This is a genomic window from Caballeronia sp. 11_S32 (assembly GCF_056930355.1).
In genome coordinates, this window is the sequence record NZ_JBXOWH010000003.1 from 1323457 (window position 1) to 1339247 (window position 15791).

A 15791-nucleotide genomic window follows, 5' to 3' on the forward strand; every position below is an offset into this window, starting at 1 on the left:
GGTTTGCGCCTGTGGGTCAGGCGGTCTGTTGCGACGACGCGTGGCTCGAAGCGTTGGCTTCGACCGCCTGCAGCAGTTGGGCTGCCGCTGCAACGGCGATCACTTCGGGCGCCTTGTCGACGATGCCATCGATGCCGATCGGGCACACCATCCGCCCGATGCGCGCGGGGTCGATGCCGCGTGCCGCGAGCCGGTGCTCGAACTGCTTGCGCTTCGTGTGCGAGCCGATCATGCCGAAGAACGCGAAATCGCCGCGCACGAGAATGCGTTCGGCCAGCGCGAGATCCATCGTGTGGTTGTGCGTCATCACGATGAAGTACGTGTTGGGCGGCGCGTTGTCGACGGCTTCGTCGGGTGCGTCGTTCGGCTCGATCGTCACGTTATCCGGCACGAACTGCGGCGCCGGAAACGCCGCGTCGCGCGCGTCGACCCAGATCACGTGGCAGGGCAGCGTCGCGAGCACGCGCACGAGCGCCGCGCCCACGTGGCCCGCGCCGAACAGCACGACCTGGAAGTCGCGCGGCGCGATGGTTTCGGTGAGCAGCGCGCCGCTCTCGTCGAAACCGGCGCCGTCCCAGAGCAGGCAGTCGGCATCCGTCGCGCCTGGTTCGGGATCGGACAGCATCACGGCGTCGGGCATCGGCGCGAACGAGACGCTGCGCACGGTCGACAAACCCTGCGCGGTGCGTTTCGAGAGCGTGGTCACCCAGTTCAGGTCCGATACGTCGAGCCGCTCGAACGCCAGCACGACCGCGCCGCCGCAGCACTGGCCGAGGCTGGGCCCAAGCGCGAAACGCTCGAGCCTTCTCATGCGCGGGGAACGCATGCCGTCCTTCAGCACTTGCCGTGCGGTTTCGATGGCCTTCCATTCCAGATGGCCGCCGCCGATCGTGTAGCGCGCTTCTTCGCGCGTGACGATCATCTTCGTGCCCGGCTCGCGCGGCGCGGAGCCTTCGACACGCGCGACCGTCACGAGCACGACGGCGTCGCCATGCGCGAGCAGGTGTTGCAGGTCGTTCAGCCAAACTTGCATCGAGTGAGCTCCAAAGTCGATCGTGTTGCGGGGTTCTGCGTCGTCGCAGGGCGCTAGTTTACCGGGGCGGCTTCCTCGGCCTCGACCACGAGCGCGTCCAGGGCATCGAGAATCGCTTCGGGCGTCGCGGGCGCGCGCAGCTTCGGCGCGTCGGGCGCATCCGGCGCCGCGGCCGCAATCGCCGCGCGGATCGCGAGCAGCACCGAAAACGACAGCAGCAAGGGCGGCTCGCCCACCGCCTTCGAGCGGAAAACGGTCGGCTCGGCGTTGTCGTTGCCCGCTTTGCGATAAAGCGCGACGTTGAACCGCGCGGGCGTGTCGCTGACGGCGGGAATCTTGTACGTCGAAGGTGCGTGGGTCATCAGGCGTCCGTCGCGGTTCCACCACAGTTCTTCGGTCGTGAGCCAGCCCATGCCCTGGATATAGCCGCCTTCCACCTGTCCGATGTCGATGGCCGGGTTGATCGAGCGGCCCGCGTCGTGCAGCAGGTCGGCGCGCAGGAGCTTCCACTCGCCGGTGAGCGTATCGACGACGACTTCCGACACCGCCGCGCCATACGCGAAGTAATAGAACGGATGGCCCTGCAGCGTCTTCGCGTCCCAGTGGACTTTCGGCGTCGAGTAGAAGCCATCGGACCACAACTGCACGCGCGCGAGATACGCCGCCGCGACGAGCTGATCGAACGGCATCTGCCCGCCATTCGATTCGACGACACCGCCCTGAAAGCGCACATCGGCCGCGTTGCCGCCGAGCTGCTTCGCGGCGAGTTCGGCGAGCCGCGCGCGGATCGTGAGCGCCGCGGCTTCGGCCGCCTTGCCGTTCAGATCGCTGCCCGTCGATGCCGCCGTCGCCGACGTGTTCGCGACCTTCGATGTATCCGTCGCCGTCACGCGCACGCGCTGCAAGCCGATGCCGAGCACGCTCGCGACGATCTGCGCGACCTTCGTGTTGAGCCCCTGGCCCATCTCGGTGCCGCCATGATTGACGAGCACCGAGCCGTCTTTATAGACGTGCACGAGCGCGCCCGCCTGGTTCAGAAACGGCACGTTGAAGGAGATGCCGAACTTGACCGGCGTGAACGCAATGCCGCGTTTGAGCACCGCGCTCGTCGCGTTGAACGCGGCGATGCCCGCGCGGCGCGGTTGATAATCGCTCGACGCGACGAGTTCGTCCGTCAACGCCGCGATCACGTTGTCCGCGACCGGCTGGCCATAGGGCGTCACGTTGCGATCGCCAATGCCGTAATAGTTCGCGCGCCGCACATCGAGCGGATCGCGCTTCAGGCGATGCGCGATTTCATCGAGCATCACTTCCATCACGAGCGCGCCTTGCGGACCGCCGAAGCCGCGAAACGCCGTGTTCGACTGCGTGTTGGTCTTGCAGCACAGCGCGCGGATTTCGACATCGCTCAGATAATAGGCGTTGTCGAAATGGCAGACGGCGCGCGTCGCGACCGCGCCCGACAAGTCCGCCGAATAGCCGGCACGCAACGCGATCTCGACGCGCGCGCCCACGATGCGCCCGTCATCGTCGAAGCCGCATTCGTATTCGTAGACCGCGTCGTGGCGCTTGCCTGTGATCATGAAATCGTCGTCGCGATCGGCGCGCAGCTTCACGGGGCGCTTCAGCAGATGCGCCGCGAGCGACGCCACGCACGCGAACACCGCCGATTGCGATTCCTTGCCGCCGAAGCCGCCGCCCATGCGCCGGCACTCGCACAGCACCGCATGCGTCGGCCAGCCGAGCATATGCGCGACGACCTGCTGCATCTCGCTCGGATGCTGCGTCGAGCTATGCACGAGCATGCCGTTCTGCTCCTTCGGCACGGCATACGCGACTTGTCCTTCGAGATAGAACTGCTCCTGGCCGCCGACTTCGAACTCGCCCTTCAGACGATGCGCGGCGCCCGCGATGCGCCCCGCCGGATCGCCGCGCCGCAGATGCAGCGGCGGCAGCACGAACTGGTTGCGCGCCTTCGCCTCGCGCGGCGTGAGTACGGCTTCGAGCGGCTCGTAACGCACGACGTCCTCGCTCTTCGCGAGCGCGGCGGCGCGGCGCGCGAGATCGTGACTCTCGGCGATGACGGCGAATATCGGCTGGCCGAGGTATTGCACGACGCCGTCGGCGAGGATCGGATCGTCGTGCAGCACCGGGCCGCAGTTGTTTTCGCCGGGGATGTCGGCGGCGGTAAGCACTGCGACGACGCCGGGCGCGGCGCGCACCGCATCCAGATCCAGCGACACGATGCGCGCGTGCGCGTGGCGCGAGAGCCCGAGCGCCGCGTGCAGCGTGCCGCGCAGTTCGGGAATGTCGTCGGTGTAGATTGCTTCGCCGCTCACGTGCAGCGCCGCCGATTCGTGCGGCAGCGAGGCGCCGGCGGCATCGGCGGCGGCGTCGAGGGCGAGCGGTTCGGAAACCAGGTTCATGGCGCTTCCTCCACATGGGCGCCGTACGCGAACGCGTTGACTTCGGCGAGCGCGAGCGGGGCGTCGGGACGCGTTTCCAGATAGAAGCGCCGCAGCACGTTGCGCGCCACCTTCGCGCGATAGGCGCTCGATGCGCGCATGTCCGTGAGCGGCTGAAAATCGGTGTCGAGCGCGGCCATCGCGGCACGCACGCTGGCTTCGCTCCATTCGTGGCCGATGAGCGCGGCTTCGGCCTGCGTCGCGCGTTTGGGCGTCGCCGCCATGCCGCCGAACGCGATGCGCGCATCCGTCACGCGATTGTCGTCGTCGAGCCTGATCGCGAAGGCCGCGCACACGGCCGAAATATCCTGGTCGTAGCGCTTCGACACCTTGTAGGTGCGAAAGCGCATCGCCGCGACCGGGCGCGGCACGCGGATCGCCGCGACGAATTCGCCCGCATCGAGCGCGGTCTTCTGATAGCCGAGATAGAACGCGTCGAGCGGCATCGTGCGAAGCTTCTCGGCCTTTTGCAGCACGAGCTCCGCGTTCAGCGCGATGAGCGCGGGCATCGAATCGCCGATGGGCGAGCCGTTCGCGACATTGCCGCCGAGCGTGCCCGCGTTGCGGATCGGCCGCGATGCGAAGCGCGTCCACAGCTCGGCGAGCTCGGGGTAATCGGCGGCGAGCGCGGCGTACGCCTCTTCGAGCGATGCCGCCGCGCCGATCGTCAGCGTCTGCGCATCGCGCTCGATCATCTTCAGGTCATCGACATTGCCGATGTAGAGCACGTCGCCGAGATCGCGGAACTGCTTCGTCACCCACAGGCCGACGTCGGTGCTGCCCGCGAGCAGGCGCGCGTCCGGATGCGCGGCGCGCAGCCGGGCGAACTCGGCGCGCGTGACGGGCGCGTGGAAAGACGGCGTGCCGAAGGCCGCGCCGCGTGCATCGGGCGCGCGGTATTCGAAGGTTTGCGTGCGCTTCAATGCGGCGAGCTGGCGCTTGATCGCGTCGGCATCGAACGGCGGGCGCGGGTAATCGAACATGCGCTGCGCGGCATCGACTATCGGCCGATAACCCGTGCAGCGGCACAGATTGCCGGATAGCGCGGCGGCGATTTCATCGCGCGAGGGCGGTCCCGCATCGCGCGGATGACTGTGATAGAGCGCGAACAGCGACATCGCGAAGCCCGGCGTGCAGAAGCCGCACTGCGAGCCGTGACAGTCGACGAGCGCCTGTTGCACCGGATGCAGCGCGCCATCTTCGCCGCGCAGATCTTCGACGGTGAAGAGCGCGCGCGAATCGAGCGTCGGCAGAAACTGGATGCAGGCGTTGACGGCATTGAGCGCGAGCTCGCCGGAGGCGTCGAGTTCGCCGGTCACGACGGTGCACGCGCCGCAATCGCCTTCGGCGCAGCCTTCTTTCGTGCCGATGCAAAGCGCCGTCTCGCGCAGATGCTGGAGCACCGTGCGCGTGGCAGGAGCGTCGCCGATCTCGCGCACGGCGCCGCGCTGAAGGAAGCGGATGGTTTGCGTTGTCATGGTCAGGAAGACATTGCGGACCGGGCGCGCGTTACGCGGTTTCCGTCCGCTTCATGGGTTGCCGTGGAAAAAACCTCGAGCTGCCTTTGAGCGGAACGGACTGCGCGCACGTAGATCGCCATCCAGACACGAACATATCATCGCAATATCCCAAAAATATTGCGGCTCACGTATCAAGATTATGCGGATGCGCTGATGCGGGAAAGGGAAAGCGCGTCGAAAGAGGAGCGTGGGGAGAAGTGAGGCGGGAGGTGAGGCGGGAGGTGGGCGGCGCGGAACGGCCGCCCGGAATAAATTACCGTACCGTCGAGCGCAGCTTGCGCTTGAAACGCAGGCTCGCGACAACCAGCACGAAAATGAGCGCGAACGCGATCAGCGACCATTGCGGCAGCGAGAGGCCGAGAATCGGCGGATACGGTGTTTCGCACAGTCCCGCCACCTTGAAGACCTGCGGCAGCCAACTGGCGGGCGGCAGATTGTCGACGATCGGCTGAAGCGCATCGAACCCGCAACTGAAGCCGGGATGCGACTGCACGTACACATGGCGCGCCGCGGTGACGAGCCCGCCGAGCGCGGCAATGGCGACGAGCGTTTCAAGGAGCGCAATGCCGCGCCAGTTCCGGAAGGCTGCCCCGAGGAACGCGAAGATCGCGACCAGCACGAAGAAATAGCGCTGGATGATGCAAAGCGGGCAAGGATCCTCGTTATGGAAGAACTGAAGATACAGCGCGCCGCCGACGAGACCGAGACTCACGAAACCGAGCAGCACGAGCAGGCGTCGCTCGCGGCGCATCACCCGGTCGTCCTGATGCATCGTGAAGTGGTGTAAAGAGTTGTTCATTGTTCCGCAACGATTCGAGAAGGAAGCACCTGGGTTGCGCGGGTATGGCGGTGAATTCTAGCGCGAACACCCGCCGCAACCCATCGGACGCATTTTTTGACGTTCAGCGCGTGGTCGCCAGCACCGCTTCGACCGCGCGACCGATCGACAGCAGCGCGTCGTCCGCATGCGGCGCGCCCGCCAGCATCAGTCCGACGGGCGCCTCGCCGCGCGGATGGCAGGGCAGCGACAGCGCGCACGCGTCGAGAAAGTTGAACGCGGTCGGATTGCGCAGAATCAGCGCGTTGGTGCGCGTGAAGATGTCGTCGTCGGCTTCCAGCTCGGCGATGCGCGGCGGCAGCACCGGCACCGTCGGGCAGACGATGGCGTCGAAGCGTTGCCAGAGCGTCGTGCGGGCGTCCTCGATCATCGCGGCGCGCGCTTCGCACAGGTCGATGTAATCCGCCGCGCTCGCCGCTTCGGCGCGCGTGAGGCGCGCGAGCACGCGCGGATCGTACTCGCCGCCGCGCTCGGCCATCAGCTTCCGGTGCCACGCGTGCGCTTCGATCGCGACGAGCGGGAAGCGGCTGATCTCCGGCAGGCGGTCGAGCGGCGCGAAGCGCACGTCCTCCACGAGCGCGCCGGCCGCGGCGAGATGATTGACGGCCGCGGCGACCGCATTCGCGACCGGCGCCTCGACGCCGTCCGTCACGTAGTTCGTGAGCACGCCGAGGCGCACGCCGTCGAGCGGGCGCGTCGCGGGAACGCCGGGATCGCGGCCGGCGAGAATGCGGTCGACGAGCGCGCAGCACGCGACCGACACGCCGATCGGCCCGAAGGAATCGAGCGACTTCGAGAGCGGGATGCCGCCTTGTTTGGGGATGCGGCTCGCGGTCGGCTTGAAGCCGGTGAGGCCGCAGAGCGCGGCGGGAATGCGGATCGAGCCGCCGGTGTCGGTGCCGAGCGCGACGGCCGCCATGCCGTCCGCCACCGATGCCGCCGCGCCCGACGACGAGCCGCCCGCGATGCGCGCGTCGCCCGGAACGTCCGCGCGCCAGGGCGAGCGCGGCGTGCCGTAGTGCGGGTTCAGGCCGAGGCCGGAGAACGCGAACTCGCTCATGTTGGTGCGCCCGACGATCACGGCGCCCGCGCGGCGCAGGCGCGCGACGGTTGGCGCGTCGGCCTTGGCGGGCGCGGCGTCGTTCAGCACTTTCGAGCCGGCGCGCGTCACCTGGCCTTCGATATCGAAGAGATCCTTGATCGACACCGGAATGCCCGCGAGCGGCGACAGCACCGTGCCGGCGCGGCGCAGCGCGTCGTGCGCGTCGGCGGCGGCGCGGGCGTGATCGGCGTCGACATGGAGGAAGACGGTCGAGCCCTGGCCGGCCGGATCGGCGATGCGTTCCAGCGCGGCCTCGACGAGCGCGCGGCTCGTCGTGCGGCCGGCGCGGAGATCGGCGGCGAGTTGGGCGAGAGGGGCGAACTGCGGCGAAGTGGTCGGCATGGCGTCGGGCAGTGGCGTTGCCGTTGCGAGAAGCCGGGCATGTCCGGCGCTTCGCATCGGCAGTGAATGGACGGGCGCTCAAGTCTCAAACTCGGTCGCCCGAGGTGGCTGTCATTCTAAGCCACGGACGCCGATCGGGCGCCTGCCGAAACACCGCTCAGATGGTCCGCGAGAAACGCCGCAGCGTTGCCTGCCCGAGATAGCGGTCGAACACCGACGCGACGTTGCGCACCAGCATGCGCCCGGCGGGCAGCACGCGGATCGCGTCGCGCGAAAGATCGATGAGGCCGTCGCCGGCCATCGGCGCGAGGCGCGCGAGCTCGTCGGCGAAGGTCGAGGGGAATTCGATGCCGTGCGCATGCGCGACATCGTCGAAACGCAGTTCGCCGCCGCACATGAGGCGCATGATGACCTCGCGGCGGAGCTGGTCGTCAGCCGAAAGCCGCACGCCGCGCGCGATGGCGAGCTTGCCCGCGTCGATGGCCGCGGCGTACTCCGGCAGTTCGCGGGCGTTTTGCGCGTAGACATCGCCGATCTTGCCGATCGACGACGCGCCGATGCCGATCAGATCGCAATCCGCATGCGTGCTGTAGCCCTGGAAGTTGCGCTGCAGCGTGCCGGCTTCGAACGCGCGCGCGAGCTCGTCGCCGGGCAGCGCGAAATGATCCATGCCGATGTACACGTAGCCCGCCTCGCTCATGCGCGCGATCACGCGTTCGAGAATCGCGAGACGCACGGCGGGCGAGGGCAGTGCGCTTTCGTCGATCTGCCGCTGCATCTTGAAGAGCTGCGGCATGTGCGCGTAGCCGAACACGGAGACGCGGTCGGGCTTGAGACCGATGATCGCGTCGAGCGTGCGCGAAAAGCTTTCGACGCTCTGATGCGGCAGGCCGTAGATCAGATCGACGCTCACCGACTTGAAGCTATTCTTGCGCGCGGCGTCGAGCACGGTTTCGGTCATTTCGCGCGGCTGGATGCGGTTGACGGCGCGCTGCACGCGCTCGTCGAAGTCCTGCACGCCGAGGCTCAGGCGATTGAAACCGAGCTCGCGCAAGAGCGCGACCGTTTCCGCCGATGCCTCGCGGGGATCGACTTCGATCGAATATTCGGCGCGGTCGTCGGGAACGAGATCGAAGTGCTCGCGTGTCGCGGACATCAGCTCGGCCATCTCCGCGTGCGAAAGGAAGGTCGGCGTGCCGCCGCCCCAGTGAAGCTGCGTCACGGGCCGCGAGGTATCGAAGAGCGCGGCCTGCAGCGCCAGTTCTCGCTTCATGCGGTCGAGGTAGGGGCGCGCGTGCGCGCGGTTCTTCGTCGCGACTTTGTTGCAGCCGCAGTAGAAACATACGGTGTCGCAGAACGGGATATGGAAATAGAGCGAGAGATCGGCGTCTGCGCTGCCGTTTCGCGCCGCCTCGCGGTAGTGCGCGGGATCGAACGAGTCGGTGAACTGGACGGCGGTCGGATACGACGTGTAGCGTGGGCCTTGCGCGTCGTAGCGCGCGAGCAGGTCGGGGCGAAAGAGCGGGGCGGCGGGAGTCATGGCGGACCTTTGAGATTCGTCTGAGTTTAGTCCGGCGATGAGCGCGGTCATTGCGTGATAAGGTCGCAGCCCGATGGCGGCGATTTGACGAAGCGCAAACAAGAGGCATGGGACAATGCTGTTTTGGTTCGCATTATCTTGTCCCGTCATGTCGATTCATTCGCCTCACGCCTGTCGCGAGGGGTGCGGCGCCTGCTGCATCGCGCCGTCCATTTCCCGTCCGATCCCGGGCATGCCGCAGGGCAAGCGCGCGGGCGAGCGTTGCGTCCAGCTGGACGATGATCTGCGCTGCCGTATTTTCGGCGATCCGCGACGGCCGGCGTGTTGCGGCGGGTTGCAGCCTTCCGCGGAGATGTGCGGGGAGACGCGGGAGCATGCGCTGGTCTGGATCGAGCGGCTGGAAAGACAGACGCAGCCCACGCAACTGTCATGATGAATGGCGGTCCAATCCCCGGACCGCGCCACATGGCGCAGATTTGAAGAATAGGCATTGGAGGATCACGCATGACGGAACCCGTCGCGCCGCTGCGGCGCCGGTTCGTGCTCGCGGCGCTTTTATCGCTGCCCGCGCTCACACTCACCTCGAAGGCTCACGCCGCCTCGAATTCGATATTCCCCTTCATTCCGGATCACTACACATTCTCCACGCAGCAAGTCCAGGCCGCCGTGGCGCGCAAGTTTCCGCTGCAGCGCACGGCCTCGCAAATTTTCGACGTCGTCCTGAGCAATCCCGCCGTCGGCATGGCGCCGGATCGCAATCGTGTGACGGTGCGCGTCGATGCACGTCTGTCGACGCCCTTCATGCCGAACCCCGTGATCGGCGCGTTCACGCTCTCGACGCAACTCGGCTACGACGCGCCCAGCCGCTCGGTCATCCTCGTCTCACCGTCAGTTGACGACGCGCAGTTCAGCGGTGACGCCGCGCAGTACAACCAGCAGATCGCTTCGGTCGGCGCGCAGCTTGCAGCTCAATTACTCGACCGCTATCCGATCCACACCTTCAAGCCCGAAGAACTCCAGTTCGCCGGCGTGTCTTACGAACCCGGTACAATCACAGTCCTTACAAACGGCATACGTGTGCAGATCGTCGAAAAGTGAGTTGAAAACGCTGCGCAACGTGCTTCACAACCAACGGCGATAACGGCGAACAAGGGCTGACGGATGGACTGGATATTGATGGTGAAGGCGCTCATTCTGGGCGTCGTGGAGGGCTTGACCGAATTCCTGCCGGTCTCGAGCACGGGGCATCTGATCGTGGCGGGCAGTTTGCTGAATTTCACGGACGCGCAGTCGAAGACCTTCGACGTCGTCATCCAGTTCGGCGCGATTCTCGCGATCTGCTGGGAATATCGCGCGAAGATCAGCGCGGTGGTCACGGGCCTGCCCGCCCGCTCCGACGCGCGGCGCTTCACGCTGAACGTGATCATCGCGACGATCCCGGCCATCGTGCTCGGCCTGCTCTTCGAGAAGCACATCAAGTCGGTGCTGTTCTCGCCGGTACCGGTATCGGTGGCGCTGATCGTCGGCGGCATCGTGATCCTGTGGGCCGAGGCGCGCCAGCGCGAACGCGGCGCCCTGACGCGCGTGCATTCCGTCGATGATCTCTCCTACGGCGATGCCTTCAAGGTCGGCCTCGCGCAATGCTTCGCGCTGATTCCCGGCACGTCGCGTTCGGGCGCGACCATCATCGGCGGGATGCTGTTCGGGCTGGAGCGGCGTGTGGCCACGGAGTTTTCGTTCTTCCTCGCGATTCCGATCATCTTCGGCGCGACGCTCTACGAAATGGCGAAGTACTGGCGCGCGCTGACCGTGAGCGATATCGGCCTCTTCGCCATCGGGCTCGTGGCCGCGTTCGTGAGCGCCTTCGTGTGCGTGCGCTGGCTGCTGCGCTACGTCGCGTCGCACGATTTCACGGCGTTCGCGTGGTATCGCATCGGCTTCGGCCTGCTGATTCTGATCGTGGGCTACAGCGGCGGATTGAGCTGGGCCGACTGATTTCCTCCGCTCCATGAAAAAACGCCACGGCTTGCCGTGGCGTTTTCGTTTGGTTTGTCGACGCGCTCAGCGGCGGCGGAACATCAGGTCCCACACGCCGTGTCCGAGCCGCAATCCCCTTCGCTCGAACTTCGTGACCGGGCGGAATTCGGGGCGCGGCGCGTAGCCGTTGGCGGTGTTTTCGAGCGCGGATTCCGCCGACAGCACTTCGAGCATCTGCTCGGCGTAGTTTTGCCAGTCGGTCGCGAGGTGGATATAGCCGCCCGGCTTCAGGCGCGACACCAGCAGCGCGACGAATTTCGGCTGGATCAGACGGCGCTTGTGATGGCGCGCCTTGTGCCACGGATCGGGGAAGTAGATGTGCACGCCGTCGAGACTGTCCGGCGCGATCATGTGTTCGAGCACTTCCACGGCGTCGTGCTGCAGGATGCGAATGTTGCCGAGCGCCTGCTCGCCGATCAGCTTCAAAAGCGCGCCGACGCCCGGCTCATGCACTTCCACGCCGATGAAATCGTCGCCGCCGCGCGTCGCCGCGATCTCCGCCGTGGTCGCGCCCATGCCGAAGCCGATTTCCAGCACGCGCGGCGCCTTCCGGCCGAACACCGCGTCCCAGTCGGCGAGTTGCGGCGCGTAGGGCACCACATAGCGCGGGCCGAGTTCGTCGATCGCGCGTTGCTGGCCAGGCGACACGCGGCCCGCGCGCGTGACGAAACTGCGGATGCGGCGATGGTGCAGCGTGGAATCCTGGTTTGCTTCGGGTTGGCCGTCGTGCTCGACGCCGTCGGCGTCCTGGGGGTCGTGGTTCATGGCGAGGCGATGCTGAAAACTAAAAAGCCGCCCAAGCGTGACTTAGGCGGCTTTCGCGATGATTCTGGAGCGGGCGATGGGAATCGAACCCACGTCAGTAGCTTGGGAAGCTACGGTAATAGCCATTATACGACGCCCGCGTGAGCCGAGTATTGTAAGCGCAACGCGCCCGAAGGCGCAATTGCGCGGGATTCAGATGCCGAACAAGGTCATCGAAACGGCGACCCGCGTCACGACCATCAGCAAGACTTGCACGATCACGAAAAGCAGGATCGGCGAAAGATCGATGCCGCCGAGGCGCGGCAGAATGCGGCGCAGTGGATCGAGAAACGGCGCGGTGATCTGATACAGCAGCGGCATCGCCGGCGATTGCGGATTGAGCCACGAGAGCAGCGCCATCAGAATCGTCACCCAGATGATGAGGTTCAGCGCCCATTTCACGACGGTCAGCAGCGCGACGAGCAGCAGCATCGGCAGCATGAGCGTCGGATCGATGCCCGCGAGCACGACCATCAACGTGACATAGACGGCCGAGGCGATGATTGCGGCAACGATGCTCGCCCAGTCGATCTTCCCGCCGGGCAGGATCTTGCGCAGCGGCAGCACGATCCAGTTGGTCGCCTGCATCACGGCGTTCGAGACGGGGTTGTACGGCGGCATGCGCACGACCTGTATCCACGCGCGCAGCAGGAGCGCCGCGCCGAACAGGGTGAAAAGGGTATTGAGCAGAAAACGGGCGATCTCGCCGAACATCTCGGGTCCTCTAGGATGCGTGCAGTGCCGGAACGTGCGCCGGGTCGAATGAGCGAAAGGTTGAAGGAAGACGGCCGCGCTAGGGAGCGGCACGCCGGGCGCGTGTAATGCCGCTGATGGGGCCGTCCGCGCGGCGCGAATCGTGAATGCTGACCTTGATCATTGTTCGTTCTCTGAGCTTGAGTATCTTGTCGAAGCCATCCCGACGCGCGCAGCGAATGCCGATTCGCCCGTACGCGTGCCCGACGATAAAGCCTCGCGATTTTCTGACTACGGCGCCTGAATCCCCGCCCGCCAGGCTTGCCTGGTGGGGCGCCGGACGTCACCTTAACATGGCTTTAAGGCGGCTTGGGGTGTTGTCGCACGCGGTGCGAGCGTTCGACCGCTCAAGTGTATGAAGGACCAGTGAAAGCCATGTGCAAGCCTGCTTCGCTCGTGAACGCCAGCGTCGGAAAACCCTAGTGTTGTGATTTTGAGACGATCGCTAAAAGCATGTTTCACGCAAAACTGGCAGGATATAAATACGGAAAGTGAAAGAGCAAAAAAAAGTCGGGGCGCTGCGATTGTTTCTCTCCGGCGAATAAAGGAAATAAAAACGCTGGTTTTCAGCATGTCGAAAAGGCATGGTTTCTGCTGAATGTGGTTAAGCACACATCGGCGCGAAGACTTCGTTTCTTTGCGTACATCGATGAACGAACAGGGCGCTCGATACTAAAGAAAACACGGATTCAGCGGACAGAGCGTGCGGCGGCGAGCCGCCGGCTTGTCCTCAGGTTTCATTCGCTACGTTCGGAGGTTGCCATGAGCATTTTCTCTTATCGAAAGCATCTGCGATTCTTGAGCCAAGCCCAACGGCGCCGCTGGTGGGACCAGAAAAAGCGCCTGACGCCCCGCGTCGTGATCGGCGCGGCCTACGTGCCGCCCAATGTCACGCGTGAGTTCGCGTACGTGAAAGTGGGCTGAACCGCACCGCGTTCGAGTAATTCGCGTATTACATGAAAAGCCCCGCCGGGCGGATTGTCCGGCGGGGCTTTTGCGCTCATTTGTAATTAGACGTTACGCGCTTTTTTTCTTCATGCGCCGATGCCGTGCCGGACCGGTCGCACAGGTCCGCCGAACGGTCGATCGGAGGATGCTTGCCGGCGACGTCCGGCTTTCAATTTCGCGTGCACGTTAAGGAACTTGCAATTTGCAACAAATGGCCCCGCCGACCCCCAGGCTTTTTCGATAAATTCATCTCATACCGTCGCTCGTGAGCCGTAAAGACCGGCCAACACGCGAAGCGGCGAGGAGAACGAAAGTGAAAAAGCTCGGTGGTTTGTTGGTTGCTGGCGCGCTCGGCGTGGGTTTCGTCAGTGCCGCGCAAGCGCATGTTTCGGTTGGCGTGGGTATCGGGGTGCCGGCCTATCCGGTCTATGCCGCGCCGCCCGCGCCGGTTTATGTGGCGCCGCCGCAGCCGGTGTATGTCGCGCCTCCGCCCGTCGTGTACGCGCCGCCGCCCGCGGTGGTCTACGGCGGATACGGATATGGCGGATATGGCTACTACGGCCGGCCGTACTATCGACATCACGGCTACTATCGTCACGGCCCGGGCTACTGGCGTCACTGACCGGCCTCGCCGGCGAACGCGAAAGGCGATGCAAGCTGAACCGCATCGCCTTTTTCATGTGCGCGCCGCTTTTGAATTTCACGCCGGAACTGGGAGAATGATGGTCCTCCTCACCTCACGTTCCGACTCCGATGTCCTCACTTCCCGCCCCGACTTTCGATGACGTCGCCGATGCCGCCCGGCGCATCGAAGGCGTCGCCCATCGCACGCCCGTCCTCACGTCCCGCACCGCCGATTCCATCGCCGGCGCATCGCTCTTCTTCAAGTGCGAAAACTTCCAGCGCATGGGCGCATTCAAGTTCCGCGGCGCGTACAACGCGATTTCCCATTTCGACGACCGTCAGCGCGCCGCGGGCGTCATAACGTACTCGTCGGGCAATCATGCGCAGGCGATCGCGCTGTCCGCGAAGCTCGCCGGCATCCGCGCGACGATCGTCATGCCCGAGGACGCGCCCGCCGCGAAGATGGAAGCGACGCGCGGCTACGGCGGCGAAGTGATCACCTACGACCGCTACACGCAGAACCGCGAGGAAATCGGCCGCAAGCTCGCCGAGGAACGCGGCATGACGCTGATTCCGCCTTACGACCACCCGCACGTGATCGCGGGGCAGGGCACGGCGGCGAAGGAGCTGATCGAGGAAACCGGCCCGCTCGACTATCTTTTCGTGTGCCTGGGCGGCGGCGGGCTGATCGGCGGATGCGCGCTCGCGGCGGCGGCGCTGTCGCCCGAGTGCAAGGTGATCGGCGTCGAGCCCGAAGCGGGCAATGACGCGCAGCAGTCGCTCGCGCGCGGCGAGATCGTGCATATCGAGGTGCCGCGCACCATCGCCGACGGCGCTGCGTCGACGCACGTCGGCGAATACAACTTTCCGATCATTCAGCGTCACGTCGACCAGATCGTCACCGTGAGCGATGCGCAGCTCGTCGAGACGCTGCGTTTCTTCGCGCAGCGCATGAAGATGGTCGTCGAGCCGACCGGCTGTCTCGCGGCCGCCGCCGTGCTGCAAAAGGTCGTGCCGGTCGAGGGCAAGCGCGTCGGCGTGATCGTCTCGGGCGGCAACGTCGATCTGGCGAAGCTGGCCCAGTTCGTCGCCTGAGGACGATGAGCGCGGATGACTACGACGCCGCGTGCACGATCAGATCGCGGTAGCCGTTGACGATCACGCTGTACGAGAAGTACGCGAAGAGCACGGCGGACATCACATGGCAGGCGCGCAGGAGCTGGGTTCCGGCGCGCTTCCTGCCGTGGCTCGCGAGCGTGCAGATGAAGATCGTCCAGCCAAGCCCACCGCAGAAGAAGCCGGTCAGGAACACGGAGGCGCTCACGGGGCTCGTCGCGCCGGCCTTCGCGATGAGCGCGCCGCCCACAGCGGCGAACCACAGAATCGCGCTCGGCGACGACACCGCGAGCAGGCATCCGCGCACGAAGCTTTTCCAGTGCGTCGGGCGCGGCACGGAGAAATCCGCTTCGCCTTCGACGGGCGGCGCGGACGCCGGATTGAGCGCTTCACGCGCCATCTTCCACGTCAGAAAGAGCAGCACGATCGCGCCGCCGATCCACACGACCCATCGCACCGCTGAAAACTGCAAGAGCGCCGACATGCCCGCGAGCGCGAGCGCCGCATAGAACAGATCGCCGAAGCAGGTGCCGAGGCCGAGCACGAGCCCTGGCTTGAATCCATGGGAGAGCGCGAGCGAAATGATCGCGACGTTGGCGATTCCGATATCCAGACACAGCGACAGCGACAGAAAGAAACCGTCGGACAGCAACGACCACGAATGCATGT

15 protein-coding genes and 1 tRNA gene are annotated in these 15791 nt (G+C 65.6%); 6 read left to right on the top strand and 10 right to left on the bottom strand.

Annotation, left to right across the window (positions count from 1 at the left end; genetic code table 11):
* Nucleotides 1-16: 16 nt before the first annotated feature.
* From xdhC to hemN, 6 genes are all read right to left on the bottom strand, one after another.
* Nucleotides 17-1033: a xanthine dehydrogenase accessory protein XdhC gene (xdhC, locus tag AC1Z32_RS17760; protein ID WP_483479855.1), complete on the bottom strand. Its 1017-nt coding sequence runs from the start codon at nucleotides 1031-1033 to the stop codon at nucleotides 17-19.
* Between the two features lie 53 nt (nucleotides 1034-1086).
* Nucleotides 1087-3459, bottom strand: a complete 2373-nt coding sequence (xdhB, locus tag AC1Z32_RS17765; protein ID WP_483479856.1) for a xanthine dehydrogenase molybdopterin binding subunit — start codon at nucleotides 3457-3459, stop codon at nucleotides 1087-1089.
* Nucleotides 3456-4976 carry a xanthine dehydrogenase small subunit gene (xdhA, locus tag AC1Z32_RS17770; protein WP_483479857.1) on the bottom strand — a complete coding sequence of 507 codons (1521 nt, stop codon included), beginning with the start codon at nucleotides 4974-4976 and terminating at the stop codon, nucleotides 3456-3458. Before xdhA ends, xdhB begins: the two co-directional genes overlap by 4 nt.
* A gap of 295 nt (nucleotides 4977-5271) precedes the next feature.
* Complete coding sequence (locus AC1Z32_RS17775) at nucleotides 5272-5790, bottom strand: disulfide bond formation protein B (protein WP_483481669.1); 519 nt, start codon at nucleotides 5788-5790, stop codon at nucleotides 5272-5274.
* 130 nt (nucleotides 5791-5920) lie between these two features.
* A complete protein-coding gene (locus AC1Z32_RS17780; RefSeq protein WP_483479858.1) occupies nucleotides 5921-7300 on the bottom strand; it encodes an amidase in 1380 nt (459 codons plus the stop codon).
* Between the two features lie 157 nt (nucleotides 7301-7457).
* Nucleotides 7458-8840, bottom strand: coding sequence for an oxygen-independent coproporphyrinogen III oxidase (gene hemN / locus AC1Z32_RS17785; protein ID WP_483479859.1), 1383 nt, complete (start codon nucleotides 8838-8840; stop codon nucleotides 7458-7460).
* A gap of 115 nt (nucleotides 8841-8955) precedes the next feature.
* On the opposite strand from hemN, the gene AC1Z32_RS17790 reads away from it, so the two are divergent.
* The 3 genes from AC1Z32_RS17790 to AC1Z32_RS17800 all read left to right on the top strand — a co-directional run bounded on the left by AC1Z32_RS17790 (nucleotide 8956) and on the right by AC1Z32_RS17800 (nucleotide 10835).
* Nucleotides 8956-9273 carry a YkgJ family cysteine cluster protein gene (locus tag AC1Z32_RS17790; protein ID WP_483479860.1) on the top strand — a complete coding sequence of 106 codons (318 nt, stop codon included), beginning with the start codon at nucleotides 8956-8958 and terminating at the stop codon, nucleotides 9271-9273.
* A 71-nt stretch (nucleotides 9274-9344) separates the two neighbouring features.
* On the top strand, nucleotides 9345-9938 hold the full coding sequence (locus tag AC1Z32_RS17795; protein ID WP_483479861.1) for a DUF1439 domain-containing protein: 594 nt from the start codon (nucleotides 9345-9347) through the stop codon (nucleotides 9936-9938).
* Nucleotides 9939-10001: 63 nt separating this feature from the next.
* The gene (locus AC1Z32_RS17800) at nucleotides 10002-10835 is read left to right on the top strand and encodes an undecaprenyl-diphosphate phosphatase (RefSeq protein ID WP_483479862.1); all 834 of its coding nucleotides are present in this window, start codon (nucleotides 10002-10004) and stop codon (nucleotides 10833-10835) included.
* A 66-nt stretch (nucleotides 10836-10901) separates the two neighbouring features.
* Here AC1Z32_RS17800 and trmB read toward each other — a convergent pair whose 3' ends face one another.
* The 3 genes from trmB to AC1Z32_RS17815 form a co-directional block, all read right to left on the bottom strand.
* The gene (trmB, locus tag AC1Z32_RS17805; RefSeq protein ID WP_483479863.1) at nucleotides 10902-11642 is read right to left on the bottom strand and encodes a tRNA (guanosine(46)-N7)-methyltransferase TrmB; all 741 of its coding nucleotides are present in this window, start codon (nucleotides 11640-11642) and stop codon (nucleotides 10902-10904) included.
* A 65-nt stretch (nucleotides 11643-11707) separates the two neighbouring features.
* Nucleotides 11708-11782: transfer RNA gene (locus AC1Z32_RS17810), tRNA-Gly, on the bottom strand.
* Between the two features lie 52 nt (nucleotides 11783-11834).
* Nucleotides 11835-12395, bottom strand: coding sequence for a YggT family protein (locus AC1Z32_RS17815; RefSeq protein ID WP_483479864.1), 561 nt, complete (start codon nucleotides 12393-12395; stop codon nucleotides 11835-11837).
* 837 nt (nucleotides 12396-13232) lie between these two features.
* Between AC1Z32_RS17815 and AC1Z32_RS17820 the strand changes: the two genes are divergently transcribed.
* The 3 genes from AC1Z32_RS17820 (at nucleotide 13233) to AC1Z32_RS17830 (ending at nucleotide 15101) form a co-directional block, all read left to right on the top strand.
* Nucleotides 13233-13358, top strand: a complete 126-nt coding sequence (locus AC1Z32_RS17820) for a hypothetical protein (RefSeq protein ID WP_269768918.1) — start codon at nucleotides 13233-13235, stop codon at nucleotides 13356-13358.
* A gap of 337 nt (nucleotides 13359-13695) precedes the next feature.
* The gene (locus tag AC1Z32_RS17825; protein ID WP_483479865.1) at nucleotides 13696-14004 is read left to right on the top strand and encodes a hypothetical protein; all 309 of its coding nucleotides are present in this window, start codon (nucleotides 13696-13698) and stop codon (nucleotides 14002-14004) included.
* 131 nt (nucleotides 14005-14135) lie between these two features.
* Nucleotides 14136-15101, top strand: coding sequence for a threo-3-hydroxy-L-aspartate ammonia-lyase (locus AC1Z32_RS17830; RefSeq protein ID WP_483479866.1), 966 nt, complete (start codon nucleotides 14136-14138; stop codon nucleotides 15099-15101).
* A 19-nt stretch (nucleotides 15102-15120) separates the two neighbouring features.
* Here the strand turns inward: AC1Z32_RS17830 and AC1Z32_RS17835 are convergent, their stop codons facing one another.
* A complete protein-coding gene (locus tag AC1Z32_RS17835) occupies nucleotides 15121-15789 on the bottom strand; it encodes a LysE family translocator (protein WP_483479867.1) in 669 nt (222 codons plus the stop codon).
* Between the last annotated feature and the right edge of the window lie 2 nt (nucleotides 15790-15791).

Bases quoted from the DNA above. Each gene is read 5' to 3' on its own strand.
- xdhC (WP_483479855.1), bottom strand. From the start codon at position 1,033: ATGCAAGTTTGGCTGAACGACCTGCAACACCTGCTCGCGCATGGCGAC.
- xdhB (WP_483479856.1), bottom strand. From the start codon at position 3,459: ATGAACCTGGTTTCCGAACCGCTCGCCCTCGACGCCGCCGCCGATGCC.
- xdhA (WP_483479857.1), bottom strand. From the start codon at position 4,976: ATGACAACGCAAACCATCCGCTTCCTTCAGCGCGGCGCCGTGCGCGAG.
- AC1Z32_RS17775 (WP_483481669.1), bottom strand. From the start codon at position 5,790: ATGCATCAGGACGACCGGGTGATGCGCCGCGAGCGACGCCTGCTCGTG.
- AC1Z32_RS17780 (WP_483479858.1), bottom strand. From the start codon at position 7,300: ATGCCGACCACTTCGCCGCAGTTCGCCCCTCTCGCCCAACTCGCCGCC.
- hemN (WP_483479859.1), bottom strand. From the start codon at position 8,840: ATGACTCCCGCCGCCCCGCTCTTTCGCCCCGACCTGCTCGCGCGCTAC.
- AC1Z32_RS17790 (WP_483479860.1), top strand. From the start codon at position 8,956: ATGCTGTTTTGGTTCGCATTATCTTGTCCCGTCATGTCGATTCATTCG.
- AC1Z32_RS17795 (WP_483479861.1), top strand. From the start codon at position 9,345: ATGACGGAACCCGTCGCGCCGCTGCGGCGCCGGTTCGTGCTCGCGGCG.
- AC1Z32_RS17800 (WP_483479862.1), top strand. From the start codon at position 10,002: ATGGACTGGATATTGATGGTGAAGGCGCTCATTCTGGGCGTCGTGGAG.
- trmB (WP_483479863.1), bottom strand. From the start codon at position 11,642: ATGAACCACGACCCCCAGGACGCCGACGGCGTCGAGCACGACGGCCAA.
- AC1Z32_RS17815 (WP_483479864.1), bottom strand. From the start codon at position 12,395: ATGTTCGGCGAGATCGCCCGTTTTCTGCTCAATACCCTTTTCACCCTG.
- AC1Z32_RS17830 (WP_483479866.1), top strand. From the start codon at position 14,136: ATGTCCTCACTTCCCGCCCCGACTTTCGATGACGTCGCCGATGCCGCC.
- AC1Z32_RS17835 (WP_483479867.1), bottom strand. From the start codon at position 15,789: ATGCATTCGTGGTCGTTGCTGTCCGACGGTTTCTTTCTGTCGCTGTCG.